The organism is Pseudomonas entomophila (assembly GCF_029193575.1).
GTDB classification, from domain to species: domain Bacteria; phylum Pseudomonadota; class Gammaproteobacteria; order Pseudomonadales; family Pseudomonadaceae; genus Aquipseudomonas; species Aquipseudomonas entomophila_G.
The window spans coordinates 35,720-60,246 of the sequence record NZ_JARGCS010000024.1 but is presented as its reverse complement, the minus strand read 5'-3'; the positions used below and the strand labels follow the sequence as shown (position 1 = coordinate 60,246).

The 24,527-nt window shown below is 67.5% G+C and carries 20 protein-coding genes and 1 tRNA gene; 8 read left to right on the top strand and 13 right to left on the bottom strand.

Going from position 1 to position 24,527, the window contains the following annotated elements; all coding sequences use genetic code 11:
• Positions 1 to 24: 24 nt before the first annotated feature.
• On the top strand, positions 25 to 549 hold the full coding sequence (locus P0Y43_RS11430; RefSeq protein WP_345774562.1) for a DUF3299 domain-containing protein: 525 nt from the start codon (positions 25 to 27) through the stop codon (positions 547 to 549).
• Positions 550 to 659: 110 nt separating this feature from the next.
• Positions 660 to 1,343 carry an OmpW/AlkL family protein gene (locus P0Y43_RS11425; RefSeq protein ID WP_275637370.1) on the top strand — a complete coding sequence of 228 codons (684 nt, stop codon included), beginning with the start codon at positions 660 to 662 and terminating at the stop codon, positions 1,341 to 1,343.
• Positions 1,344 to 1,439: 96 nt separating this feature from the next.
• Here the strand turns inward: P0Y43_RS11425 and P0Y43_RS11420 are convergent, their stop codons facing one another.
• The gene (locus P0Y43_RS11420) at positions 1,440 to 2,618 is read right to left on the bottom strand and encodes an MFS transporter (protein WP_275637369.1); all 1,179 of its coding nucleotides are present in this window, start codon (positions 2,616 to 2,618) and stop codon (positions 1,440 to 1,442) included.
• Between the two features lie 103 nt (positions 2,619 to 2,721).
• Here P0Y43_RS11420 and P0Y43_RS11415 point away from each other — a divergent pair, with 103 nt between their 5' ends.
• A complete protein-coding gene (locus P0Y43_RS11415; protein ID WP_275637368.1) occupies positions 2,722 to 3,168 on the top strand; it encodes a winged helix-turn-helix transcriptional regulator in 447 nt (148 codons plus the stop codon).
• A 55-nt stretch (positions 3,169 to 3,223) separates the two neighbouring features.
• Here the strand turns inward: P0Y43_RS11415 and P0Y43_RS11410 are convergent, their stop codons facing one another.
• Positions 3,224 to 4,156 carry an NAD-dependent epimerase/dehydratase family protein gene (locus P0Y43_RS11410; RefSeq protein WP_275637367.1) on the bottom strand — a complete coding sequence of 311 codons (933 nt, stop codon included), beginning with the start codon at positions 4,154 to 4,156 and terminating at the stop codon, positions 3,224 to 3,226.
• Complete coding sequence (locus P0Y43_RS11405; protein ID WP_275637366.1) at positions 4,149 to 5,033, bottom strand: sugar nucleotide-binding protein; 885 nt, start codon at positions 5,031 to 5,033, stop codon at positions 4,149 to 4,151. Before P0Y43_RS11405 ends, P0Y43_RS11410 begins: the two co-directional genes overlap by 8 nt.
• 285 nt (positions 5,034 to 5,318) lie before the next feature.
• Here P0Y43_RS11405 and P0Y43_RS11400 point away from each other — a divergent pair, with 285 nt between their 5' ends.
• From P0Y43_RS11400 to P0Y43_RS11390, 3 genes are read left to right on the top strand one after another with little or no spacing between them, the layout of a single operon-like run.
• On the top strand, positions 5,319 to 6,362 hold the full coding sequence (locus tag P0Y43_RS11400) for a TauD/TfdA family dioxygenase (protein ID WP_275637365.1): 1,044 nt from the start codon (positions 5,319 to 5,321) through the stop codon (positions 6,360 to 6,362).
• Positions 6,363 to 6,381: 19 nt separating this feature from the next.
• On the top strand, positions 6,382 to 7,176 hold the full coding sequence (locus P0Y43_RS11395; protein WP_275637529.1) for a TSUP family transporter: 795 nt from the start codon (positions 6,382 to 6,384) through the stop codon (positions 7,174 to 7,176).
• Between the two features lie 9 nt (positions 7,177 to 7,185).
• Complete coding sequence (locus P0Y43_RS11390) at positions 7,186 to 8,031, top strand: alpha/beta hydrolase (protein WP_275637364.1); 846 nt, start codon at positions 7,186 to 7,188, stop codon at positions 8,029 to 8,031.
• 66 nt (positions 8,032 to 8,097) lie between these two features.
• On the opposite strand, the gene P0Y43_RS11385 is transcribed toward P0Y43_RS11390, so the two are convergent.
• Entirely contained in the window at positions 8,098 to 8,910 is an 813-nt protein-coding gene (locus tag P0Y43_RS11385) for a helix-turn-helix domain-containing protein (RefSeq protein WP_275637363.1), read from the bottom strand.
• Positions 8,911 to 9,090: 180 nt separating this feature from the next.
• Here P0Y43_RS11385 and P0Y43_RS11380 point away from each other — a divergent pair, with 180 nt between their 5' ends.
• Together P0Y43_RS11380 and P0Y43_RS11375 are read left to right on the top strand one after the other, a co-directional pair.
• Entirely contained in the window at positions 9,091 to 10,533 is a 1,443-nt protein-coding gene (locus P0Y43_RS11380) for an alanine/glycine:cation symporter family protein (protein WP_275637362.1), read from the top strand.
• Between the two features lie 70 nt (positions 10,534 to 10,603).
• Positions 10,604 to 11,593 carry an asparaginase gene (locus P0Y43_RS11375; protein WP_275637361.1) on the top strand — a complete coding sequence of 330 codons (990 nt, stop codon included), beginning with the start codon at positions 10,604 to 10,606 and terminating at the stop codon, positions 11,591 to 11,593.
• A gap of 69 nt (positions 11,594 to 11,662) precedes the next feature.
• On the opposite strand, the gene P0Y43_RS11370 is transcribed toward P0Y43_RS11375, so the two are convergent.
• The 9 genes from P0Y43_RS11370 to argH all read right to left on the bottom strand — a co-directional run bounded on the left by P0Y43_RS11370 (position 11,663) and on the right by argH (position 24,527).
• Positions 11,663 to 11,758, bottom strand: a tRNA-Sec gene (locus P0Y43_RS11370).
• A gap of 18 nt (positions 11,759 to 11,776) precedes the next feature.
• Positions 11,777 to 13,687, bottom strand: a complete 1,911-nt coding sequence (gene selB / locus P0Y43_RS11365) for a selenocysteine-specific translation elongation factor (RefSeq protein WP_275637360.1) — start codon at positions 13,685 to 13,687, stop codon at positions 11,777 to 11,779.
• Positions 13,684 to 15,111: an L-seryl-tRNA(Sec) selenium transferase gene (selA, locus tag P0Y43_RS11360; RefSeq protein WP_275637359.1), complete on the bottom strand. Its 1,428-nt coding sequence runs from the start codon at positions 15,109 to 15,111 to the stop codon at positions 13,684 to 13,686. The genes selB and selA overlap by 4 nt, the downstream gene beginning before the upstream one ends.
• A 151-nt stretch (positions 15,112 to 15,262) precedes the next feature.
• Positions 15,263 to 16,189: a formate dehydrogenase accessory protein FdhE gene (fdhE, locus tag P0Y43_RS11355; RefSeq protein WP_275637358.1), complete on the bottom strand. Its 927-nt coding sequence runs from the start codon at positions 16,187 to 16,189 to the stop codon at positions 15,263 to 15,265.
• A 4-nt stretch (positions 16,190 to 16,193) separates the two neighbouring features.
• Positions 16,194 to 16,850 (bottom strand): formate dehydrogenase subunit gamma, encoded by a 657-nt coding sequence (locus tag P0Y43_RS11350; RefSeq protein WP_275637357.1) that lies wholly within the window; start codon positions 16,848 to 16,850, stop codon positions 16,194 to 16,196.
• Complete coding sequence (gene fdxH, locus P0Y43_RS11345) at positions 16,847 to 17,797, bottom strand: formate dehydrogenase subunit beta (RefSeq protein WP_275637356.1); 951 nt, start codon at positions 17,795 to 17,797, stop codon at positions 16,847 to 16,849. The genes P0Y43_RS11350 and fdxH overlap by 4 nt, the downstream gene beginning before the upstream one ends.
• Positions 17,797 to 20,865 (bottom strand): formate dehydrogenase-N subunit alpha, encoded by a 3,069-nt coding sequence (fdnG, locus tag P0Y43_RS11340; protein WP_275637355.1) that lies wholly within the window; start codon positions 20,863 to 20,865, stop codon positions 17,797 to 17,799. Before fdnG ends, fdxH begins: the two co-directional genes overlap by 1 nt.
• A gap of 312 nt (positions 20,866 to 21,177) precedes the next feature.
• On the bottom strand, positions 21,178 to 23,007 hold the full coding sequence (locus tag P0Y43_RS11335) for an ABC transporter ATP-binding protein (protein ID WP_275637354.1): 1,830 nt from the start codon (positions 23,005 to 23,007) through the stop codon (positions 21,178 to 21,180).
• Positions 23,008 to 23,021: 14 nt separating this feature from the next.
• On the bottom strand, positions 23,022 to 24,527 hold the full coding sequence (gene argH, locus P0Y43_RS11330; RefSeq protein ID WP_275637353.1) for an argininosuccinate lyase: 1,506 nt from the start codon (positions 24,525 to 24,527) through the stop codon (positions 23,022 to 23,024).

The window sequence follows — 24,527 nt, the reverse complement described above, 5'->3', positions numbered from 1 at the left end:
GCGGGTTTACCCGCGAAGAAGGCGCTGCAGATCCTCCTGCTGCTGTTGCTGGTGCTGATCATCCCGGCCTGGGCGGGCGAGCCGCGTGAGCTGGACTGGCCAGCGCTGATCCCCGAGGGCGCGCCGGTGGTCCCGCCGCAGCTGACGCCGCTGCACGACCTGTCGCAGATGGGCAGCTCGCTCGGCGACGCCCTGGCCGCCGAGTCCGCCCCCGCCGCCCGCCAGCAGTCGCCCAACGCGCCGGTGGTTCAGGCGCTGGACGGCCAGCAAGTCAAGCTACCCGGCTACATCGTGCCGCTGGAGGTCAGCGAGGAAGGGCGCACCACCGAGTTCCTGCTGGTGCCGTACTACGGCGCGTGCATCCACGTGCCGCCGCCGCCGTCCAACCAGATCGTGCACATCTTCAGCGAGATGGGCGTGCGCGTCGAAGACCTCTACCAGCCCTACTGGATCGAGGGCCGCATGCAGGTCAAGGCCACCAGCAGCGAGCTGGCCGATGCCGGTTACCAGATGGAAGCCGAGAAAATCTACGCTTACGAGCTGAAATGAGAACTACGTCCACCCCATGACGCGGCTTCATTGAGCTGGGTCAAACTTTCTGTTTAATCGGCTCCTTACCATTGGACTACTTGATTACTCACGTCCTTTTGGGAGCCCCCATGAACAAGTCCTTGCTCGGCGCCTCGCTGGTTGCCCTGGCGCTCGCAGCACCCGTCGCCCATGCCTATCAGGCGGGTGACTTCATCCTCCGTTCCGGCGCCATCACCACCGCGCCGAACGAAAGCAGCAGCGACCTCAAGCTCGACGGCGCCAAGGTCTCGGGCACCAAGGCGACCCTGGACAGCGACACGCAGCTGGGCCTGGCCTTCGCCTACATGCTCACCGACCACATCGGCCTCGAGCTGCTCGCCGCCACCCCGTTCAAGCACACCGTGGGCGTCAAGGGCCTGGGCGGCGGCCTGGACGGCAAGCTGGCCGACATCAAGCAACTGCCGCCGACCCTGTCGCTGCAGTACTACCCGATGGAAGCCTCGTCGAAGTTCCAGCCATACGCCGGCATCGGCATCAACTACACGCTGTTCTTCGATGAAGACCTCAGCAGCGCACGCAAGCAGCAGGGTTTCAGCAACATGAAGCTGCAGAACTCGGTGGGCCTGGCCGGCCAACTGGGCATGGACTACCTGCTGACCGACAACCTGCTGGTCAACGCCGCGGTGTGGTACGTGGACATCGACACTAAAGCCACCCTCGATGGCCCGACCGCCCTGGGCGTGGGCAAGACCAAGGTCGATGTGGATGTCGACCCGTGGGTGTACATGGTCGGGATCGGCTACAAGTTCTAAACCGCATCGCGGGGCAAGCCCGCTCCCGCAGGTACAGCACCGCTATCGCGAACGGTGGCGATCCTGCGGGAGCGGGCTTGCCCCGCGATAGGGCCCTCAACCACGCCGCATTCCCCACCAATACACCCAGGCCCCCGCGCTTATCCCCGCCCCCAACCCGCACACCGCCATCCATCCCCACTGCCCATACAGCCAACTCGCCGCCACTGCGCCCACGCCACTGCCGACCGAGTAACAGCACATGTAGGCCCCGACCAAACGACTGGCCATCTCCCCCCGCCCCGCCAGCAACAGGCTCTGGTTGGTCACATGCACCGCCTGCACTGCCAGATCCAGCAACACCACGCCCAACACCAGCGCCAACAACGACTGCCCCGCGAACCCGATCGGCAACCACGAGAGCGTCAGCAGCCCGAGCGCCAGCCCCGTGGTGCGCTGCCCCAGCCCCTTGTCAGCGAGGCCTCCGGCACGTGAGGCAGCCAGCGCCCCGGCAATGCCCGCCAAGCCGAACAACCCGACCTGCGCCGGGCTCAACCGCCATGGCGCCACGCTCAGCGGCAGCACCAGGCTGCTCCACAGCACGCTGAACGCCGCGAACACCAGCAACGCGAGCACGCCACGTTGACGCAGCAGGCGATCATGGCGGTACAGCTCGAGCACCGAGCCCAGCAGCGCCAGGTAGCCCTGTCGCCGTGCCACAGGCCGCGCACTGGGCATCACCCGCCAGAGCCACAGCGCCATGCCCAGCGCCAACCCGGCCGCGGCGAAATAGACCCCGCGCCAGCCCACCAGGTCAGCGCCGCCGCCTGCCACCAGCCGCGCCAGCAGGATGCCCAGCACCACGCCACTGGTCACTGTGCCCACCGCCTGCCCTTGCTGCGCCGGCGTGGCCAGGGTCGCGGCGTGGGCGACCATCACCTGCACCACCACCGCCATCAACCCGACCATGCCCATGGCCGCCAGCAACGCCGCCCAGGCCTGGGCCAGGCCAACCGCCAGCAAGGCCAGCGCCGACAGCAGCAACTGGCCGATGATCAGGCGCTTGCGGTCGAACAGGTCGCCCAGCGGCACGATCAGCAGCAGGCCCAGGGCGTACCCGGCCTGGGTCGCGCCGACCACCAGGCCGATCAGCCGCGTCGGCACCGCCAGGCTGGCGGCCATGGCTTCGAGCAGGGGCTGGGCGAAATACACCGTGGCCACTGCCAAGGCACAAGCGGCGGACAGCAGCAGGGTCAGCGAACGGGTGAGCTGAAGGTGGGGCTGGGTGGATGACATGGGCGCCTCCCTGGGCATTCTGGTTTCAAATTGAAACCACATGCTGGCTATTTAGCAAACCTGGTTTTAATCTGCAACCAGATTGACCAACAGGGGCGACACCATGCTCGATGACAACAACCTTCAATGCCCCGTGGCTCGTGCCCTTCAGGTACTGGGCGAGCGCTGGGCGCTGATGATCCTGCGCGATGCGTTCGATGGGGTGCGGCGCTTCAGTGAGTTCCAGAAGAACCTCGGCCTGGCGAAGAACATCCTCACCACGCGCCTGAAGCTGCTGGTCGAGAGCGGGTTGCTGGAATTGCGCCCGGCGTCGGACGGCAGTGCCTACAAGGAATATGCGCTGACGGAGAAAGGCCGCTCGGTGTTTCCCATCGTGGTTGGCTTGCGCCAGTGGGGGGAACGGTATCTGTTCGACGCAGGCGAGGCGCGTTCAGCGTTGCTGGACAACGGCAAGGGGCAGCCGGTGGAGCGGTTGCAGGTGCGGGCGCGGGATGGGCGGGTGCTGGGGCCGGAGGATTGCCACCGGCGGGTGGTTCGCCAGCAAGCATGACGCGCCTGTGCGTGCCCCGCGATAGGGCCCGCAAGCCAGCCCAATGGCCGCGGACTTACCGCTTGCCCAACAACCTCGCCAAACCCTCCACCATCGGCGTCGGCTCAGCAAACGCGAACCGCGCCAGCAACCGCTGGTTATCCGCCCGCGAATGGCGAATGTCCCCCGAGCGCGCCGGCCCATGGCTCACCGCCGGCAGCGCGCCGACCACCTTCTCCAGCGCCGCCAGCAGTTGGTTCAGCGAGGTGGCCTGGTTCAGCCCGATGTTCACCGCGCCGTCCTCCACCTGCGCCTGCTCCAGCGCCTGGACCATCACCTGCACCAGGTCGCCGACATAAAGGAAGTCGCGCGTCTGCTCGCCATCGCCGAACACGGTGATCGGCAGGCCCTTGGTGGCGCGCTCGCAGAAGATGCTGATCACCCCGGAATACGGCGAGGACGGGTCTTGCCGTGGCCCGAAGATATTGAAGAAGCGGAACACCACCGGCTCCAGGCCATGCTGGCGACGGTAGAAGTCCAGGTACTGCTCGCCGGCCAGCTTGTCCACCGCATAGGGTGTCAGTGGCGCCTTGGGGGTGTCTTCGGTGATCGACAGGCCTTCGCCGTTGTTGCCGTACACCGCCGCGCTGGAGGCGAACAGCACCCGGCGAATGCCGTTGATGCGCAGGGCCTCGCAGACGTTGAGGGTGCCGATGAAGTTGCTCTGGTGGGTACGCACCGGGTCTTCCACCGAGGCCTGCACCGAGGCCACTGCGGCCAGGTGCACCACCGCCGCGCAGCCGGCCGCGGCGCGGGTGACCAGCGCGGCGTCGGCGACATCGCCCTCGAGCAGTTGCAGGTTGGGGTGGTCGATGCGCAGGTTGCTGCGCTTGCCGGTGGACAGGTCGTCGAGGATGCGCACCGAATAGCCTTTGTCCAGCAACGCATCGCACAGGTGGGAACCGATGAAGCCGGCACCGCCGGTAATCAGGATGGGGGCGTCAGCCATGTCGGTAGAACCGGTCCAGTAAGGGTGGCAAGCCGGCGCGCCAGGCACGGGGCTTGATACCGAAGGTGTGTAGGATCTTCTTGCAGGCCAGCACCGCGTGCTGTGGCTCTTCGCTGGCGTCGGGGCGCGCGGCGTGGGCCTGGGCGGTGGGGGCCTGCACGGCCAGCTTGCGCCACTGGCCCGCCTCGGAAAGGATAGCCTGCCCCAGCGCCAGCGGCGTGGTCGCCTCGTTGCCGGCGTAATGGTAGGTGCCCCACAGGGGCGCTGCGCAGTCGAGCTGCTTGAGCACCGAGAGGATCACCCGCGCGGCGTCGTCCACCGGCGTCGGGTTGCCGCGCCGGTCATCGGCCAGCAGCAATTCCTGCGGCTGTTCGGCGCGGGTCAGGAAGCGCCCGAGCACGCCGTCGAGGCTTTCGTCGAGCACCCAGCCGAAGCGCAGCAGCACATGGTGCGGGCAGGCCGCGCGCACGCTCTGTTCGATGCGCAACAGCGCCTGCCCACGCAGGCCCAGGGGCACCGGCTCGTCCTTCTCGCTGTAGGCGGTGGCGCGGGAGCCGTCGAACACCCGGTAGCTGGAGGGCTGCACCAGGGTGATCTGGTGGTGCTGGCACAGCTCGGCCAGGCGCTCCACGGCCCGCTCCTGCTGCGCCAGGCGCTGTTCGCTGACCGACTCGGCCTGGAACCAGTCGAAATAGTAGGCCAGGTTGACCAGGGCATCGGGGCGGTGTTCGTCGAGCAGCAGCGTGAGGCTGGCCGCATCCCAGCCGCCCTCGGGCGGGCGCGGCGCCAGGAACGCGATGTCTTCCTCGGCCCCGAGACGAATCAGCGCTTGCCCGAGGGCATTGCCACCACCCAATAGCATCAGGCGCATACGCATAGAGTCAGCAGGTCCGCTAGATCAATGAAGGAAAGGGGCCATTTTGCGGTTTCCGTCCGGGGAAGTCCAACCTGGGCAGGCGCGGGGGAATTTCACAGCTGTGAAATTTTTCATGGCCTCTTTTGGGATTTAGGAAACGCCCTATACTGCGCGAGGAATCGGCTGACTACTACAAAACGTATTTACCGCCTCTACTACCGATCCACCTACTTGCCGGCGCCCAGCCCCCTCTGGTATCCGGCCGGCAAGGACTGCCAACCAAAACAATAACAAGGAACGTTTCCCATGCAGGAATCGGAAGTCGCGTACCTGGATTTTACCCCGGTGCAGGCCCAGGCGTTGTCCATCGCCAGCCAATCGCTTGCCCAGCAAGGCGGGCCGCAAGCCCCCGGCGTCACCCAACAGGCCCGCGAACACGCGCAACAGCTGGCGCAATCACTCGACCCTCAGCAGCGCGCGACGCTGCAGCGCTTTGCCGATGGCCACCTGGCCGCGCTGATGTACACCGGCATGCCCTGCCCCGGTGACGACCCCATGCCCGAAGAACTCCCGGCGCTGTCGAGCCTCGAGGACGACGCCCGTTGCCTGCACCTCGCCGCGCGCAACCAGCTGCTGCTGGAACTGGTGCACTACCGGGCGTTCGCCTTCGACATCGACAATGAAGGCAAGCAGGTGCGCCTGGTCGGCAACTTCAAGGGTGGTGGCAGCGTGCCGCGCCCGGACGAAACCCAGGGCGCTCGGGTGGAACTGAGCTCCCACGCCGGCCTGCGCCTTGGCCCGCACACCGAGGCGCCCTACAACTGCTCGGTGGTTGCCCAACGCGACCACTCGCCGGCACCGTCGGCCCTGGTGCTCACCGCCCGCTGGAACCCGGCGAACGAGCCAACCCACGTGACGCCCATGCGCGGAGTCATCGAGCGCTTGAGCGGTCTGCAAGCCCTGGCGCTGACGTCGTCCTCGTTCGACTTCACCCGCAGCGACTGCTTCGTCGCAGGCATGGGCGAGCCCGAGCAGGCCACCTCGATGCTGCAGTTCGACGCCAACGGCGGTTTCGCCCTGCGCTACAACTCCTACCGCTTCTCGGTCAACGACCACGCCAGCCAGGCCGCAGCAGACGCCTTCGATGCCTTCCAGACGCTGGTGGGCGAAACCGCGCCCGTGCCGTTCATGCTGCAACCGGACACCGCGCTGGTGATCAACAACTGCCGCGCCCTGCATGGCCGCGACATCGTCAAGGACAACCGCCGCCTGCTCGTGCGCTTGTTCGGCTACTCCCCTTTTGCCCAGCCCGTGGTGATCTGCGAAGACCCATTGCTGGTTCGCGGTTGAGCCCCAAGGAAAACACCCCCTGATGGAAATCGATATCACCCTGCTGCTGACCCTGGCCTCGGTCGCTCTGATGGCCGGCTTCTTCGACGCCATCGCTGGCGGCGGCGGCCTGATCACCCTGCCGGTGCTGTTCGTGGCCGGCATCGACCCACTGGCGGCGATCGCCACCAACAAGTTCCAGGCCGCCTCGGCCACGGTGTCGGCTACGGTGGCGTTCGCCCGCAAGGGCATGATCGACTGGCGGCGCGGCCTGCCCATGGCCGCCATGGCCTTCACCGGTGGCGCCCTGGGTGCGCTGTCGGTGAGCCTGGTGCCCAAGGCCTTCCTGCAGGCCTGCGTGCCGGTGCTGTTGATTCTGGTGGCGGCCTACTTCGCCTTCAGCCCCAAGCCGGACGAGCACGAGCGCAAGGCGAAGATTTCCAACGCGCTGTTCTGCGTCACCGCCGCGCCGCTGATCGGCTTCTACGACGGGGTGTTCGGCCCGGGGGTGGGCTCGTTCTTCATGCTCGCCTGCGTGATCCTGCTGGGCCAGCACCTGCTGCGCGCGGTATGCAACAGCAAGCTGCTCAACGCCGCGTGCAACCTCGGCGCCCTGTCGGTATTCTCGCTCAGCGGGGCAATCATCTGGCCCCTGGCCCTGGCGATGGCGGCAGCCGCGTTCATTGGCGCGCAACTGGGCGCGCGCTGCGCGGTGCATTTCGGCCCCAGGTTGATCAAGCCGCTGCTGGTCTGCGTGTGCTGCATCATGGCGCTGAAGCTGCTGCTGGGCGCCGGCAACCCGCTTGGCGAATGGCTGCAGCATCAGTTCCTTTGAAGAGGCGCAATGGACTTCGCACCCACGTCCCCCTACCGCGACACTTGGCAACATGACGAACCGGCGCCCGGCGCCGAGCGTTTCGTCAGCGAAAGCTTCGACGGCTACCAGCAGCAGGCACGGCTGCTGGTACCGGACATCGAGCGGGCGCCGCCGCTGTTCGTGGTGGGCGGCGCGCGTTCGGACTTCACCCGCCTCAACCCGCTGCTCTATCGCCTGCAACAGCAAGGCATCGGCTCGCTGTGCGGCAACCTGTCCGGGCACAGCCGCGCCAGCGAACCGGGTGCGCCCGCGGCGACCCTGGCGGTCAACCAGCACGAGGCGCTGCGCTTTCACCGACACATCGCCGACCGTTGCCAAACCTTGATGGGCCACAGCCTGGGCGGCGCCATCGCATTGAAACTCGCCGCGCAACTGCCTGCGGTGGACAAGCTGGTGCTGATCTGCCCGGCGGTGTACCCCGATGCCGCCCATGACCAGCCGTTCGGCCCGGCCTTCACTGCGGCGATCCGCCAGCCCTACGGCTTTCTCGATTGCGACAGCTATGCCTTCCTCCGCCAGTTCCAGGGCCGGGTGTTGCTGGTGATCGGCGAATACGACGGGCTCAATTCCAAGGCCTACGGCCAGGGCGCGGGCACCTCGGCCGGCACCCGCTGGCTGGCCGGGGTGCAGCGCTACAGCCCGATCCCCGAAGAGGTCACCCATGCGCTGCTGCGCTCGGTGCCATCGCCGCATGTGGAATGCCTGATGCTCACCGACTGCGACCACGGCATCGCCGCGCACCTGCGCGATGCGCCGCAGGTGGCGGACCAGGTGGCGCGGGCGGTGGCGGCGTTCATTCTCGACGAGGGCTGACAGGTTCGGCACCCGCGAGGGCGGCACGGCCACAACAAAGCCGGTGGCTCCCGCAGCCCTCGGCGGTTATTCGATCTCGAACAGGCCGTTGCTCAGCGGCCCCACGCTCAGGCGCTCGCGCACATCATCATCGATGCGCGGGTCGTCAGGCCGGTACAGCTTGACCTGGCGATAGGCATTGATGCGGTTGATCTCCTCGCCCAGGTACTCCCACACCACCCGGGTGCAGGCGGGGTTGCGCCGGTCGCCGCTGGAAACGCCGGTCTTGAGGCCGTTCAGGCGGGTGATGCGGCTCTTGAAACTGGGGATGAGGATGGTCTGGCTCATCTCGTTGAGGGTCAGCGACTCGTAGTCGATCAGAAACAAACGGTCCTGCAACTGGAATGCCGCGCCCAAGTAACGGCAACGCACCTCGGCATGCACGTGGGTGGCACTGCTGCGCTCCTGACGCTCCTGGCGCTCGAACAGGAAGCTGCCGCGCTCTTCCCACAGGTGCACCAGCGACACCAGCACCGAACCGGGCACCGACATGCAGTTGGAGTATTCGAAGTAATAGCCGCAATAGCGCGAGAGATTGACCGCCTGCTCATGCAGGGGCCTGAACAACTCGCTGATCGGGTCGTTCTGCGCATCGGCCTGCGCTGCCTGAGCACGCGCGCCGATCAACCGGGCGAACTGCTCGGGCGGCAAGTTCAGCTCGTAATCCTCGACGCCGAAGAAATCGCCGATGCGCTTGAGGTTGTACGTCGTCGGCTGGCTCTGGCCGCTCAGGTACTTGTTGAATTGCGCGCGGTTGATCGACAGTTGCCGGCAAACCTCCGAGATAGAGCGGTAGTGCCCGCAGGCCAGTTTGAGGTTGGCGGCGAGGTTATCGGCCATGACAAGGCGTTCCAGATGATGCGAATGACGCGATTCTAGCATCAAGTCGCACCAAAATGGAGCAACCCGCGAAATTGTAACCACTGGTGTCATGGCCAACCATGCGCGCCAAAGGTAGCGGCAAGCAGAGCCGCCGCTGGTCATTCCACGCGAAGAATAAGAATCGAGGTCATTTTTCCAATGCTCGAAACACTTAACGATTTCCTCTCAGGAAAGCTGCTCATCGTCCTGATCGTCGGGCTCGGTAGCTACTTCACCATCCGCTCCCGTTTCGTCCAGTTCCGCCACTTCGGCCACATGTTCGGCGTTTTCAAGGAATCCCTGCGTGGCCAGGCTGGCCAGCTGAGCTCGTTCCAGGCCCTGATGCTGAGCCTAGCCGGCCGCGTCGGTGCCGGTAACATCGCCGGTGTCGGCATCGCCGTGACCCTGGGCGGCCCAGGCGCGGTGTTCTGGATGTGGGTCACCGCGCTGGTGGGCATGTCCAGCAGCTTCTTCGAGTGCACCCTGGCCCAGGTCTACAAGCGCGCCGACGGCGACGGCCTGTACCGCGGCGGCCCGGCGTACTACATCCAGCACGGCCTGAAGCTCAAGAGCATGGCGATCGTGTTCTCGATCCTGCTGCTGGTCACCTACGGCTTCGCCTTCATCGGCCTGCAGTCGTACACCGTGACCCATTCGCTGCAGAACGCCTTTGCCTTCGACCCACGCCACACCGGTATCGTCCTGGCCGTGCTGCTGGCCATCACCTTCATCGGCGGCATCAAGCGCATCGCCGCGGTATCGGACCTGCTGGTCCCGATCAAGACCCTGGCCTACATCGGCGTGACCCTGTACGTGATCGGCACCCAGATCGAGCACGTGCCGGCCATGCTGGAAACCATCTTCAAGAGCGCCTTCGGCCTCGACCCGGCCTTCGCCGGCCTGCTCGGCAGCGCCATCGTCATGGGCGTGAAGCGTGGCGTATTCGCCAACGAAGCGGGCCTGGGCAGTGCACCGAACGTGGCGGCCGTGGCTGCGGTGAAGCACCCGGGCGCCCAAGGCGTGGTCCAGGCCTTCAGCGTGTTCCTCGACACCTTCGTGATCTGCACCTGCACCGCGCTGCTGATCCTGCTGTCGGGCTTCTACACCCCGGGCTTCGAAGGCGACGGCATCGTCCTGACCCAGAACTCGCTGGCCGCCGTGGTCGGTGACTGGGGCCGCATCTTCGTCAGCGTCGCGCTGTCGCTGTTCGTCTTCACCTGCATTCTCTACAACTACTACCTGGGCGAGAACAGCTTGCAGTTCCTGAGCCGCAACCGCGCGGTGCTGATGGCCTTCCGTGGCCTGGTGCTGGCACTGGTGGTGTGGGGTTCGATGCAGGACCTGTCGACCGTGTTCGCCTTCGCCGACATCACCATGACCTGCCTGGCGTTCGTCAACCTGGTCGCCCTGGCCCTGTTGTTCAAGATCGGCCTGCGCGTGATGCGCGACTACGACGTGCAGCGCAAGGCCGGCATCAAGCAACCAGTGTTCGACTCCAGCAAGTTCGCCGACCTGGACCTGGACCGCGCCGCCTGGCCGGCCAACCCGCAGGCTGAAACAGCCGCTGACAAAATGGCTGGCGAACTCCAGCACCAGCGCTGATACCCTGCCCCCCAGCCGCCCCGCTCGCGGGCGGCTGACTCTCCTTCGCTTCCCGCTACGGAACCCTTCCATGCGTGCAGTCCAGAACCTTCTCGTCCTCTACACCGGAGGCACCATCGGCATGCTGCAGACCCCCGCGGGCCTGGCACCAGCCGGTGGCTTCGACGCACGGATGCGTGAACACCTGGCCCAGCGTACGGATGCGCCACAGCTGCAATGGACCCTGCGCGAGCTGAACCCCCTGCTCGACAGCGCCAACATGCAACAAACCAATTGGCTGGCCATGCGCGACGCCATCGTCGAGGCCGTCGAGCGTGACGGCCACGACGGCGTGCTGGTGCTGCACGGCACCGACACCCTGGCCTACAGCGCCGCAGCCCTGTCGTTCCTGCTGCTGGGCCTGCGTGTGCCAGTGCTGCTGACCGGTTCGATGCTGCCGGCCGGTGCGCCTGGCAGCGATGCCTGGGACAACCTCTGCGGCGCTTTGGCGCTGTTCGAAAGCGGCCTGGAAGACGGCGTGCAGTTGTTCTTCCACGGCCAGTTGCTGCACGGCTGCCGCGCGTCGAAGCTGCGCAGCGAGGCATTCGACGCCTTCGCCGCGCCAGCACGCCACCGCGAGGGCGAGCGCGCCGAAACGATCCCGGCGGCGCTGGGCTACCGCCAGCCGCGCGTGCCGGTGAACCTGGCCGTGCTGCCGGTGTTCCCGGGGCTGGCCGCCGAGCACCTGCGCGGGCTGTTCGATGCCGGCGTGCAAGGGCTGGTGCTGGAATGCTACGGCAGCGGCACCGGGCCGTCGGATGACCAGGCGCTGCTCGACGTGCTGCACGACGCCCGCCAGGGCGGGGTGGTGATCGTTGCGATCAGCCAGTGCCCGGAGGGTTCGGTGGTGTTCGACACCTATGCGGCGGGTAGCCGCCTGCGCGATACCGGCCTGGTCAGTGCAGGGGGCATGACCCGTGAGGCGGCGCTGGGCAAGCTGTTCGCGCTGCTGGGGGCAGGGTTGGATGTGCAGGCGGCGGAGCATTGGTTCGCGCTGGACCTGTGCGGGGAACGCGCCTGAGCGTTTCGCCAGTCAGTACGCCATCGCGGGGCAAGCCCGCGATGGCTCCAGCTCGGTCGCACAGGACATTGGCGGAAGGCAGCGGGAGTCGAACCTGCCCGGGAACGGCTGCCGTCCCCAACCGGGTTTGAAGCCCGGCCGCGCCACCGGGCGCGATTGCCTTCCTTGAACTCGGGGCCGGGCCTACTGCCGGGCCAGCGCGCTGTCGGCGCGAATGTAGCGTTGATCACCCACCCTGCGGGTCAGGCCGATGCGGTCGAAGTACTCCAGAACCTGCACGCTGCGCTTGCGACCGATGCCCAACATATCCCTAAATGCCGCCACCTGCACTATCGGCGTGCGGGTCGATTGCTGCAACAGCAACCCAGCCATGCGCTGGATCGTTTCCTCAGGGTAGAACAGGTCGCGCACCACCTGGTGCACCAGCCCCAAGCGCGCCAGCTTGCGCAACAAAAGGCGCACGTCAGCCTCCGCCAGCGCCTCATCGACAGCCAACGCCCGTACCCACGGCGGGTCGAAGGCGCCCGCCAGCAGGCGCGGTTGCAGGCGGTTCCAGAGCAGCGTATCGACCTCGCTCAACTGCACCTTGTGCCCCGGCAGGTGCAGCCACGGGCCAGTGCTGGCGACCGCGCCCTCCCCCAACAACTCATCCAGCAGGCTGACGAACGCCGGGCGCTCCAGCGCCAGCGCGCAGAAACGCCGCAGCCGGTCGCGGTCGGGGCCGAGCTGGTCGGGCTCCTGTTCGTGGAACGCCGCCAACTGCGCCAGCACCTGGGCCTTCAGCGCCCGCCACTGGGCGCGATCGAACAACACCGGGCCTTGGCGCGTGGCGACCACTTGCACGCTGTCCGGCACCTGCCAGGTCTCGCGCAGACGGTTGAACTGGCGCTCCAGGCGTTGCGGGTCGAGGCCGCTGGGGGCCGCCTCGAGCAAGGCCGGCAGCGCCTGCTCAAGACTTGTGGCGTCACGCAGCACCTGTAGCTGGCGCAGGCGCGCCTCGCTGCGGCGCTGGCGGCTCGGGGCGAACGGGTCGAGCACCCGGCCGCCGCCGAGGGTGCGTTGGGCGCGCTGGTCGCGCAGCACCAGGCGGTCGCCATGCGCCGCCTGCAACGGCGCATTGAGCAGCAACTGGGCGAACATGCGTCGGCCCGCCGCCAGGGTTTCGCCCTCCAGCAGCGCGACCCGCGCGGTGACGTCCTGGGTGCCGAGGTGCACGTGCACGGCACTGAAGTGCTCGAAGGCGCGCAACTCACCGGGCAACAGGGCCAGCTCGATATCGACCCGGGTACTCGGGGCGTGCAGCCATTCCGGCACCAGCCAATCGCCCCGGTGGACCTGCTCCACGGCCAGGCGCTCGGCACTCAGGTTCAGCGCCACCCGCTGCCCGGCCTCGGCCACCAACGCCGCCTGGTTCTGGGCGTGCAGGCCACGCACCCGCACCGGCTTGCCGGCCTTGCCCAACAGCAACGTGTCGCCGGCACTGACGCGCCCGGCCAATGCCGTGCCCGTGACCACCAGCCCCGCGCCCGCCACGGCGAAGGCACGGTCGATGGCCAGCCTGAAGCCCCCGCGCACACTGCGCTGGCGCACCTGCGCCGCCGCCTCCAGCAAGGCCTGGCGCAAGGCCTCGACACCTTCGCCGGTGACGCTGGACAAAGCGAACTGCGGCGCCCCGGCATAAGGCCCCGACGCCAGCAAGGCATCGACCCGCGCACGCACCTCGGCCAACCGCGCCAGCTCCACCCGGTCGCACTTGCTGATCGCCACCAACGCCTGGGGAATGCCCAGCAGCTCGATGATCGCCAAATGCTCGCGGGTCTGCGGCATCACCCCGTCGTCGGCGGCCACCACCAGCAGCACCAGGTCGATGCCATGGGCGCCGGCGAGCATGTTGTGGATGAACCGCTCGTGCCCGGGCACATCGATGAAACCGGTCAGCGGCGCGCCCTCGGCCAGGGCCGCGTAGCGGTAGCCGAGGTCGATGGTCATGCCACGGGCACGCTCCTCCTGGCGTTGGTCGCCGGCCTGGCCGGTGAGGGCCTGGAGCAATGCGGTCTTGCCATGGTCGATGTGCCCGGCGGTGCCGACGATCACTGCACCGGTCCCAGGTGCAGGGCCGGCAGTTGCGCCAGCCACTGGGCTTCGTCGTCCAGCTGGCGCAGGTCGAGCCACAGGGCATCGGCGTCCAGGCGCCCGAGCACCGGCACCGGCAGCTCACGCAGGGCGCGCTCCAACACGCGCAGGCTGCGCCCGCGCAGCTTCTTCGACACCTGCGGGCGCAGGCACAGGGCGGCGCTGGGCAGGCGCGCCACTGGTTGGCTGCCACTGCCGATCATGCCCAGGGCCGGCTCGACGCTGACTGCCCACGGCGCGCCGAGCCGCGCGGCCAGCTCCGGCGCCAGGCGCTCGGCCTGGGCGGCGATATCGGCCTGCGGCCGGGTCAGCAGGCGCAGGCTGGGCAGGCGCTCGGCCAGCCGGTCGGGGTCGCGGTACAGCGCCAGCACCGCTTCCAGCGCGGCGAGGGTGATCTTGTCGACACGCAGGGCGCGCTTGAGCGGGTTCTTCTTGATCTTCGCGATCAACTCCTTGCGCCCGACGATGATCCCGGCTTGCGGGCCGCCGAGCAGCTTGTCGCCGCTGAAGGTGACGAGGTCGGCGCCGTCGGCCAGGGCCTGGCGCACCGTCGGCTCGGCGGGCAGGCCCCAGCGGGTGAGGTCGAGCAGGCTGCCGCTGCCGAGGTCTTCGAGCAGCGGCAGGCCATGGCGGTGGGCGATCTGCGCGAGTTCGGCGGTGGGCACCTGGGTGGTGAAGCCCTGGATGCTGTAGTTGCTGCAATGCACGCGCATCAGCAGGCCGGTGCGCGGGTTGATTGCCGCCTCGTAGTCGCGGGCGTGGGTGCGATTGGTGGTGCCGACCTCATGCAGGCGCACGCCGGCACGGGCCATGATGTCGGGGATGCGGAAGGCGCCGCCGATTTCGATCAACTCGCCGCGCGAGATCACCCCTTCCTTGCGCGCGCCCAGGCTGTTGAGCGCCAGCAGCACGGCGGCGGCGTTGTTGTTGACCACGGTGACCGCCTCGGCGCCGGTCAACTCGCGGATCAGGCCCTCGATCAGGTCGTCACGGTCGCCGCGCTTGCCGGTGGCCAGGTCGAACTCCAGGTTGAGCGGGTAGCGGGCGGCGGTGTGCATGGCCTGTATCGCCTCATCGGGCAACAGGGCGCGGCCGAGGTTGGTGTGCAGCACCGTGCCGGTGAGGTTGAACACGCGGCGCACCTGGCTTTTCTGCAGGCTGGCCAGGCGCTCGCCAGCGCGGCCGAGCAGCACCTCGGCGGCCAGTTCGGCGGCACTGAGCTGGCCGAGGTGGGCGGGTTCACGCAGGTCTTCGAGCAGTTGCCGCAGGGTGGCCAGGGTGGCATCGCGGCCGTGGCGGTCGAGCAGCGGCCGGCAGGCGGGGTGGCGCAGCAGGGTGTCGATGGAGGGCAGGCGTGGGGCTTGGCTGGGGAGGCTTGAAGACATGCGGTACGACCTTCGACTGATCCGGTGTCTGTTCGGGCGTTATCGCCGGGCAAGCCCCTACAGGTTGCCCGCCATCCGCAAAGGCGGCGCGGTCCTTGTAGGAGCGGGCTTGCCCCGCGATAGGGGCGACTCGGTGTAGCAGTGTAGACCCTCACCCTCCGCCCGGCGCCAGCATCAGGTTCGGCGCCAGGCGCTGGTAGCCTTCGTCGTCCAGGCGGATGTCCAGGGCCAGGCTCGCCAGGTCGTCGGCCAGCGCATCCGCGACGGCGTCGTTCTCCAGGTAGCAGTGCTTGAGGTAGGTGTTGCACCCCGGGCAGCACTCGGCGCGCAGCGGCGCCTTGCCGGGGGCGTGGCGGTCGTCTTCCAGGCTGGTGTAGCGCAGGTCCTTGCTCGACTCGCAGTACACGCACTTGACCCGCACCACATGCCATTCACAGGCGCACAGCGAGCAGGCGAGGTAACGCAGGCCATTGTGCCGGCCACGGTTGCGCACCAACCCGGCCATCGCCGGCGAACCGCAGGCCGGGCACTGGGCCAGGCTGCTGGCGGGCTTCAACTCCTCACTGGGCACGGCCTGCAACCAACTGGCCCAGGCCGCTTGCAGCGCGGCGCCGATGAAGGGCACCAGCGCCGCCGGCACAGCATCGTACTGGCCGCCCAGCAAGGCGATGCCCCAACCCTTGCGCTGCGCCTCGTCGGCGCCGCGCAGCACCTGCACGGCTTCGGCCAACGGGCCGGCGGCAGGCGTCGGGAAGCGCTCGAGCAACGCCTGCAACCACACCAGCCATGGCCCTTCGCGCACCAGGCTGTCGGCGGCCAGCGGCGGCAGGCCGTGACTGATGCACAGGCGCTGGCGCTGCTCGGCCACTGGCACGCCGCCAGGCGGGTCATCGAGCAGTTGCTGCTGCACCTGGCACAGCGCAGCGACCAGGCGCAGGTAATCACCCAGGGCATGGCCCTCGGCAAGCCGCCCCAGGCGCTCGGCGCGCAGGCTGAACAGGTTGACGGGCGGCAGGTGCAGGAACGGCGGCGTCACCGCCGACGCTTCGATCTGCCCGGGTTCGAGTATCGTGCTCAAGCGTTCATCCTTCTTTTCCACCGTGACGCGGTGGCGACTTGTCGCCGGTCACGTCGCGGTACCACAGTTCATGGTGTTTGCGCGCCCAGGCGCGGCTGACCCAGCCATGCAGCATGGCGCCGACCGAGCCCTTGATCCAGATGCCGGCGTAGATGTGCACGATGATGCTGAGGATCAGCACGAACCCCGCCAAGGCATGGGCCAGGGTGGCCAGGCGAATCGCCCCGATGTCGAAGTAGTGGCTGAAATACGCGCGCCAGATCACCACGCCGCTGAACAGCAGCACCAGCATGCACAGCAGCAAGGTCCAGAACAGCAGTTTCTGCCCGGCGTTGTACTTGCCGATCGGCGGCACGCCCTCCTCTTCGTTGCGCATCACCCGGTCGATGCGCCGCAACCACAGGCGGTCGTTGGCGGTGATGAAATTGGCCCGCCAGAAACGCAGCACCAGCCCGAGGAAGAACACGAACATCGCCACGCCCAGGAACGGGTGCAGGATGCGCGTCCATGGCCCGCCGCCGAACAGCTCGCTCAACCAGAACAGCGCCGGGTGGAACAACGCCAGCCCCGACAGCCCGGCCATGAAGAACAGGAGGGCGACGATCCAGTGGTTGGTGCGCTCGTTGGCGTTGTAGCGCAGGATCGGTTTGTCGTCTTTCATGGCCGCTGCTCCCCTTGCCCGCCGGGCTTGCCTGGGTCATAGACGTGTACCGCCGGGTCCACCGAGTGCACGCTGGCATCCGGCGGCGCGGGGTGTTCGTCTTCCTCGACCCGCTGCGGGCCGACGCGCACGTAGTGGAAGAACCCGGCCAGCACCGCCGCGCCCATGGCCAGCAGCGCCAGGGGCTTGCTGATGCCCTTCCACAGGCCCACCAGCGGGCTGATCACCGGCTGGTCCGGCAGGCCGGCGTAAATGCGCGGGGTATCGGCGTGGTGCAGCACGTACATCACGTGGGTGCCGCCGACGCCGTCCGGGTCGTAGAGCCCGGCGTTGTCGAAGCCCCGGGACTTCAAGTCGACGATGCGCTCGGCGGCGTGCACCTTCATCTGCTCCTTGCTGCCGAAGACGATCGCCCCGGTCGGGCAGGTCTTCACGCAGGCCGGCTCCAGGCCCACGGCCACGCGGTCGGAGCACAGGCTGCACTTGTAGGCCTTGTGGTCCTTCTGCGAGATCCGCGGGATGTTGAACGGGCAGCCGGTGATGCAGTAGCCACAGCCGATGCAGTGGTCCTGATTGAAGTCGACGATGCCGTTGGCGTGCTGGATGATCGCCCCGGGGCTGGGGCACGCCTTGAGGCAACCGGGGTCGGCGCAGTGCATGCAGCCGTCCTTGCGGATCAGCCATTCGAGGTTGCCGTCGTCGCGCTCGTGCTCGGTGAAGCGCATCAGCGTCCAGGTGTCGGCAGTGAGGTCCTGGGGGTTGTCGTAGGTGCCGTGGTTGTGGCCGACCTCGTCGCGCAGTTCGTTCCACTCCGAGCACGCCACCTGGCAGGCCTTGCAGCCGATGCACTGGGTGGTGTCGATCAGCTTGGCCACTTCCTGCTGCTGGCGCACCGAGGGCGGTACGGTCGTGGTGGCCGAGCGGGCGATGATATCTTGCTGGGCCATCAGATTTTCTCCACGTTGACGAGGAACGACTTGGACTCCGGCGTCTGGGTGTTGCCATCACCGAGGAACGGCACCAGGGTGTTGGTCAGGTAACCGTGCCGGGTGGCGCCGGTGAAGCCCCAGTGCAGGGGGATGCCGATCTGGTGCACGGTCTGGTGGTTGACCTGCAGCGGGCGAATCCGCTTGGTCACCACCGCCACCGCCTCGATATGCCCACGCTTGCTCGACACCCGCACCCGGTCGCCGGCCTTGATGCCCTTCTCGCCCGCCAGCACCTCGCCGATCTCGACGAACTGCTCGGGCTGGATGATCGCGTTGAGCCGGCAGTGCTTGCTCCAGAAGTGGAAGTGTTCGGTCAGCCGGTAGGTGGTCGCCGCATAGGGGAACTGCTCGTGCTTGCCGAGGGTGTCCCACACCGAGTCGAACACGCGGCCGGCCGGGTTGCTGGTGGCCTTCGGGTTCTGCGGGTGCAGCGGGTTGATGCCGATGGGCGTCTCGAACGGCTCGTAGTGCTCGGGGAACGGCCCCTCGGCCATCTTGTCGATGGCGAAGAAGCGCGCCACGCCCTCGGGGTTCATGATGAACGGGTTCATCCCCGCTTCCGGTGGCGAGTCGACCTTGAAGTCGGGCACGTCGGTGCCGCCCCAGGCCTTGCCGTTCCACCACACCAGGCGCTTCTTCTGCGGGTCCCAGGGTTTGCCTTGCGGGTCGCTGGAGGCGCGGTTGTAGAGGATGCGGCGGTTCGCCGGCCAGGCCCAGGCCCAGTTCTGCACCTGGTGCATGCCGAACGGGTCGCTGTTGTCGCGCCGGGCCATCTGGTTGCCCTGCTCGGTCCAACTGCCACAGAAGATCCAGCAGCCCGAAGCGGTGCTGCCGTCGTCCTTGAGCTGGCCGAAGCCAGCCAACTGCTGGCCGCCCTTGATCGCGGCCCCCGCGGGGTCGGTCAGGTCGCTCACGGCCCAGCCGTTCATTTCCTTGGCCAGCTCTTCCGGCGAGGGTTCCTCGGGCACCTTGTACGGCCAGCTGATATTCAGCATCGGGTCGGGGAAGGCGCCACCTTCAGCCTTGTAGCGCTCACGCAAGCGCAGGAACAGCTCGCTCATGATGTGCACATCGGTGCGCGTTTCGCCCGGGCCGTCGGCGCCTTTCCAGTGCCATTGCAACCAACGGCTGCTGTTGACCAACGAGCCGTCCTCCTCGGCGAAGCAGGTGGTGGGCAGGCGGATGACTTCGGTCTGGATGCTGGCCGTGTCGACGTCGTTGTACGGGCCGGCGTTGCGCCAGAACTCGGACGTTTCGGTGGCCAGCGGGTCCATGATCACCAGCCACTTGAGCTTGCCGAGCGCGGCGGTGACCCGGTGCTTGTCCGGCAGCGCGGCGATCGGGTTGAAGCCCTGGCACATATAGCCATTGACCTTGCCCTGGCCCATCATCTCGAACATGCGCAGCACGTCGTAGGCCGGCACGTCGAGCTTGGGCAGCCAGTCGTAGCCCCAGTGGTTCTCGGCGGTGGCGTTGGCGCCGTACCAGGCCTTCATCAGGCTGACGTGGAACTTGCCGTAGTTCTGCCAGTACGACAGCTGCCCCGGACGCAGTGGCTTGGAGGCGCGCTTGTCGATGAAGGCGGCGTAGTCCTGCTCGGCGTCGCCGGCGAGCGTGAGGTAGCCGGGCAGCGAGTTGGACAGCAGCCCCAGGTCGGTCAGGCCCTGGATGTTGGAGTGCCCGCGCAGGGCGTTGACCCCGCCGCCGGGCATGCCAACGTTGCCCAGCAGCAGTTGCACCATCGCCGCGCTGCGGATGATCTGTGCGCCGATCGAGTGCTGCGTCCAGCCGAGGGCGTAGAGGATCGTCATGGTCTTGCCCGGCGCCGAGCAGGTGGCGATCTCTTCCCAGATCCTGAGCATCTGCGCCTGCGGCATGCCGCAGGTCATGCTGGCGATTTCCGGGGTGTAGCGGCTGTAGTGCCGCTTCATCAGCTGGAACACGCAGCGCGGATGCTGCAGGGTCGGGTCGACCTTGGCGAAACCGTCCTCGCCCAACTCGTAGCCCCAACCGGATTTGTCCGCATAGACCCGTTTGGCCGCGTCGTAGCCGCTGAACAGGCCGTCCTCGAAGCCATAGTTCTCTTTGACGATGAACGACACATCGGTGTAGTTGCGCACGTATTCGTGCTGGATCTTGTCGTTGCTCAGCAGGTAGTTGATCAGCCCGCCCATGAAGGCGATGTCGCTGCCGGTGCGAATCGGCGCGTAGTAGTCCGCCACCGAGGCGGTGCGGGTGAAGCGTGGGTCGACCACGATCAGTCGCGCCTGGTTGTGCGCCTTGGCCTCGGTCACCCATTTGAAACCGCAAGGGTGCGCCTCGGCTGCGTTGCCGCCCATGACCAGGACCAGGTTCGCGTTGGCGATGTCAGACCAGTGATTGGTCATGGCGCCACGGCCGTACGTCGGGGCAAGACTTGCCACCGTCGGGCCGTGTCAGACACGCGCTTGGTTGTCGAACCCCAGCATGCCGAGCGAGCGGATGACCTTGTGCGTCAGGTAGCCGGCTTCGCTGGAAGCGGCGGACGCGGCAAGGAACCCGGTGGTGAGCCAGCGGTTGACCGTCTGGCCCTGGGCATTCTTCTCGATGAAGTTGGCGTCGCGGTCCTGCTTCATCAGGGTGGCGACACGGTCGAGGGCTTCGTCCCAGCCGATGCGGGTCCATTCCTGGCTGCCCGGTTTGCGCACCTCGGGGTACTTGAGGCGGCTGGGGCTGTGGATGAAGTCCAGCAGGCCGGCGCCTTTCGGGCACAGGGTGCCGCGGTTGACCGGGTGATCGGCGTCGCCTTCGATGTGGATGATGTTCTGTTTGACGTTTTTCCCGGCATCGCCCTGGCTGTACAGGATCAGGCCGCAGCCGACCGAGCAGTAGGGGCAGGTGTTGCGGGTCTCTTTGGTGTGCGCCAGCTTGAAGTGGCGCACCTGCTCGGCGAACGCGGGTGTCGGGGCCATGCCCAACGCCGCGAGGCTCGAGCCTCCAAGGCCGACGGCGGCGGCCTTGAAGAATTGCCGACGGTTCAGGTCCATCGTGCACTCCTGATCAGGTTCTCGGGCGCACGGGACGTTGCCGGCGCCTCTAGGCTTCACGGTGGCGGTAGACAGATACCGCCGACGTTAAGCCTAGACAAGATTCGGGGAAGTGCGATGACGGGGGTCAATGGATGCCACCCTGCCCAAGACGGGTTGGACCCGCGAGGGTGGCGAGGTTCGTGAGGGCAACGCGACACCTGTGGGGCTCGTCCCGCGATGACGGCGACGCGGCCAACATCGCATCGCGGGGCAAGCCCGCACTGCGGGTTTCGTGGAAGCGACGCGGTGCCGGCGCGGTTGGTGCGGGCTTCAGGCCACCGCCGAGGTCGCCACGAAATGCCCCGGCGACACCTCCCGGTACTGCATCGCCGCCGCCTGGTGCCCTAGCGCGTGAATACGGCTGGGCACCGCCTCGCTCATCAGGTTGAACGGCTTTCTCGCCACATTCATGTCCGCCGACGGCACCGCGCTGAGCAGCCGCTGCGTGTACGCATGCCCGGGGTTCTCGAACACGCTGCGCCGTGGGCCGATCTCGACGATGCGCCCGTGGTACATCACCCCCACACGGTGGCTGACCCGCTCGACCACCGCCATGTCGTGGGAAATGAACAGGAACGCGATGCCTCGCTCCTTCTGCAAATCCTGCAGCAGGTTGATCACCTGCGCCTGGATCGACACATCCAGCGCCGACACCGCCTCGTCGGCAATGATCAGCTTCGGCGACAGGGTCAGCGCGCGGGCGATGCAGATGCGCTGGCGCTGCCCGCCGGAGAACTCGTGGGGGTAGCGCTGCGCATGCTCGGCGCCCAGCCCCACCCGCTCCAGCAGCTCGCCGACATGCCGCCGCGCCGCGTCGCCGCTGGCGATGCCATGCACCAGCAACGGCTCCATCAAACTCTGCTCGATGGTCAGGCGCGGGTTGAGCGAGGCGTACGGGTCCTGGAACACCATCTGGATATCGCGGCGCAGGGCCTTGAGCTCGGCCTTGCCCAACGCCCCGACATCGCGCCCCTGGAACAGGATGTTGCCGCCCTGGATCGGCATCAGCCCGGCCACCGCGCGGGCGCTGGTGGACTTGCCGCAGCCCGACTCGCCGACCAGCGCCAGCGTCTCGCCGGGGTAGATCTGAAAGTCGATCGCCTCCACCGCGTGCACCCGCCGCTGGACCTTACCGAGGATGCCGCCACGCAGGTCGTAGCGGATCGACAGGCCCTCGACGCTGAGGATCGGCGCCCCCTGGTAATCCGGCGCCCGCGCCGCGCCCTGCGCCCCGTCGGCGATCGGTTCGTCGACCAGGGCGAACTTGGCCGGCAGGTCGCTGCCACGCATGGAGCCGATCTTCGGCACCGCCGCCAGCAACGCCTGGGTGTACAACTGCCGGGGGTTGAGCAATACCTCGCGAGCGGCGCCGTGTTCGACGGTCTCACCGCGCTTCATGACCATCACATCGTCCGCAACCTCCGCCACCACACCCATGTCGTGGGTGATGAAGATCACCCCCATGCGCAGGCTGTCCTGCAGCTCCTTGATGATCCGCAGGATCTGCGCCTGCACGGTGACGTCCAGCGCGGTGGTGGGCTCGTCGGCGATCAGCAGGGTCGGCTCGCAGACCAGCGACATGGCGATCATGATGCGCTGGCGCATGCCGCCGGACAGCTCGTGCGGGTAGCGCCCCATCACCTGCCGGGCATCCGGGATGCGCACCAGGTCGAGCATGCGCAGGGCCTGAACCTCGGCGCTGGCGCGGTTGCAGCGCTTGTGCAGGGTGATCGCCTCGACCAGTTGAGCACCGACCTTGAAGACCGGGTTCAGCGACGTCATCGGCTCCTGGAAGATCATCGACATCGACGAGCCGCGCAGGCGACGCAAGCGCGACTCCGGCGCAGTCACCAGGTCGACCACCTCGTCGTCACCGGCGCGCAAGTGCATGCTGCCGGCGACCACGCGCCCACCCGCACGCTGGATCAGGCCCATCATGGCCATCGAGGTCACCGACTTGCCGGAGCCGGACTCACCGACGATCGCCAGGGTCTGGCCCCGTCCGACCTCGAAGGACACGTCACGTACCACGGGGGCCTGGCCATCGCTGCCGAAGGCCACGCTCAGGTTGCGCACCTGAGCCACCAGGTTCTCGTTCATCAGGTTGGCCTCCTTCACTCGACGATCCGCGCGACGGCGTGATCCAGCGCGGCGCGGGCGCCAGCGACCTTGGCCAGGCTGGCGCCGACCCACGCGCGGTCCTGGGCCAGTTCGCCCTCGGCAACCGCCAGCAGGCGCCGCACTTCGCTGGGGCCGACACCGCCGACGGAGATACGGGTTTCCACGAAGGTACGCGGGTTCAGCGCATCGCGCACCTGCGCGTCGGTGTAGCCCAAGGCCGCGCCAATGGTCTCCTCGCTGGCCTGGTCCAGGGCCGCGCCGGTGACCTGTTGCGGCGCCACGCCAGCCGCCAGGCAGTTGCGCACCAGCCGCGCGACCACGTGGTGCACCTGGCGGAAGCTGATGCCACGCTCGCGCACGATCACGTCGGCCAGGTTGCTGGCGGTGCACCAACTGCCCGACAGCAGCTCGCTCATGCGGGCCTCGTGCACCTTCAGCGTCTCGACGATACCGGCGAACAGGTCGAGCATGCCTTCGGTGACCTCCAGCGCCCGATGGATCAACGGCAGGTCGCGCATGGCCTGGTCGCCGGTGCCTTCGGCACGGAAGGTGGCCAGGGCGGTGCTCAACCAGGTGACCGACTCGCCGGCGGCCTTCTTGATGGTTTCCAGGCCCGAGGGGTTCTTCTTCTGCGGGAAGATGCTGCTGGTGCCACAGTAGCTGTCGTCGCTCTCGACCGTGGCGAACTCGACGCTCGACCACAGGTGCAGGTCGGTGGCCAGGTCGTTGAGGTCGGCCATGACGAACGACAGCGCGCCGATGGCCTCGGCGGCGTACCAGGCCTCGCGGCCCAGCTTGGAGTTCTCCACCAGGCTGTCGAAGCCCAGCAGCTCAGTGGTGCGGTTACGGTCCAACGGCCACGAGGTGCCGGCCAGGCCCACCGCGCCCAGGGGGTTGCGGTTGACCCGGGCGTAGGCCTGGGCCAGGCGGCTGAAGCTGTCGTGCAGGCGGGTGCTGAAGCTCAGCAGGTAATGGCCGAACACCCACGGCTGGGCATGCTGCATGTGGGTGTAGCCGGGCATGATGGTGTCGGCATGGCGCGCGGCCTGCTGCAGCAGCGCGGCCTGGAAGTCGTTGATGCGCGCCAGCACCGCGAGGATGCGCTTGCGGTCGTACAGCCGGCGCACCGTGGCGCCCTGGTCGATGCGGCTGCGGCCGGTGTGCATCTGCCCGGCGTTGTCCTCGCCGATGCGGGCGAACAGGTACGACTCGACCTGCAGCAGGAAGCTGCCTTTCTTCACGTCGAAGGGGAAATCCGCCACCGACAGTTCGCGGATCTTGCGCAGCTCGGCAAGGATCGACTGACCCACCGGGCGGGCGAGGATCTGCTGCTCGACCAACATCACGGTGTGCGCCAGGTCGACCTCGATGAACTCGTGGAACTGGCGGATCTCGGTGTCCAGCGCCGGGATGTCATGGTATTTCACCATGCGTTCGGCGGCCGGGGCGCTGAGGCGGGCATCGGTCAGCAGGGTTTCGTGTGCTTGTGCTTTGGACAT

What these genes read in the sequence shown, in the direction of transcription:
- fdxH (WP_275637356.1), bottom strand. Translation starts at nt 17,797, where the DNA reads ATGGCCCAGCAAGATATCATCGCCCGCTCGGCCACCACGACCGTACCG.
- P0Y43_RS11385 (WP_275637363.1), bottom strand. Translation starts at nt 8,910, where the DNA reads ATGGCCGATAACCTCGCCGCCAACCTCAAACTGGCCTGCGGGCACTAC.
- P0Y43_RS11400 (WP_275637365.1), top strand. Translation starts at nt 5,319, where the DNA reads ATGCAGGAATCGGAAGTCGCGTACCTGGATTTTACCCCGGTGCAGGCC.
- P0Y43_RS11420 (WP_275637369.1), bottom strand. Translation starts at nt 2,618, where the DNA reads ATGTCATCCACCCAGCCCCACCTTCAGCTCACCCGTTCGCTGACCCTG.
- P0Y43_RS11410 (WP_275637367.1), bottom strand. Translation starts at nt 4,156, where the DNA reads ATGGCTGACGCCCCCATCCTGATTACCGGCGGTGCCGGCTTCATCGGT.
- P0Y43_RS11425 (WP_275637370.1), top strand. Translation starts at nt 660, where the DNA reads ATGAACAAGTCCTTGCTCGGCGCCTCGCTGGTTGCCCTGGCGCTCGCA.
- selA (WP_275637359.1), bottom strand. Translation starts at nt 15,111, where the DNA reads ATGTCTTCAAGCCTCCCCAGCCAAGCCCCACGCCTGCCCTCCATCGAC.
- P0Y43_RS11380 (WP_275637362.1), top strand. Translation starts at nt 9,091, where the DNA reads ATGCTCGAAACACTTAACGATTTCCTCTCAGGAAAGCTGCTCATCGTC.
- P0Y43_RS11350 (WP_275637357.1), bottom strand. Translation starts at nt 16,850, where the DNA reads ATGAAAGACGACAAACCGATCCTGCGCTACAACGCCAACGAGCGCACC.
- P0Y43_RS11415 (WP_275637368.1), top strand. Translation starts at nt 2,722, where the DNA reads ATGCTCGATGACAACAACCTTCAATGCCCCGTGGCTCGTGCCCTTCAG.
- P0Y43_RS11335 (WP_275637354.1), bottom strand. Translation starts at nt 23,007, where the DNA reads ATGAACGAGAACCTGGTGGCTCAGGTGCGCAACCTGAGCGTGGCCTTC.
- argH (WP_275637353.1), bottom strand. Translation starts at nt 24,527, where the DNA reads ATGTCCAAAGCACAAGCACACGAAACCCTGCTGACCGATGCCCGCCTC.
- P0Y43_RS11375 (WP_275637361.1), top strand. Translation starts at nt 10,604, where the DNA reads ATGCGTGCAGTCCAGAACCTTCTCGTCCTCTACACCGGAGGCACCATC.
- P0Y43_RS11405 (WP_275637366.1), bottom strand. Translation starts at nt 5,033, where the DNA reads ATGCGTATGCGCCTGATGCTATTGGGTGGTGGCAATGCCCTCGGGCAA.
- P0Y43_RS11390 (WP_275637364.1), top strand. Translation starts at nt 7,186, where the DNA reads ATGGACTTCGCACCCACGTCCCCCTACCGCGACACTTGGCAACATGAC.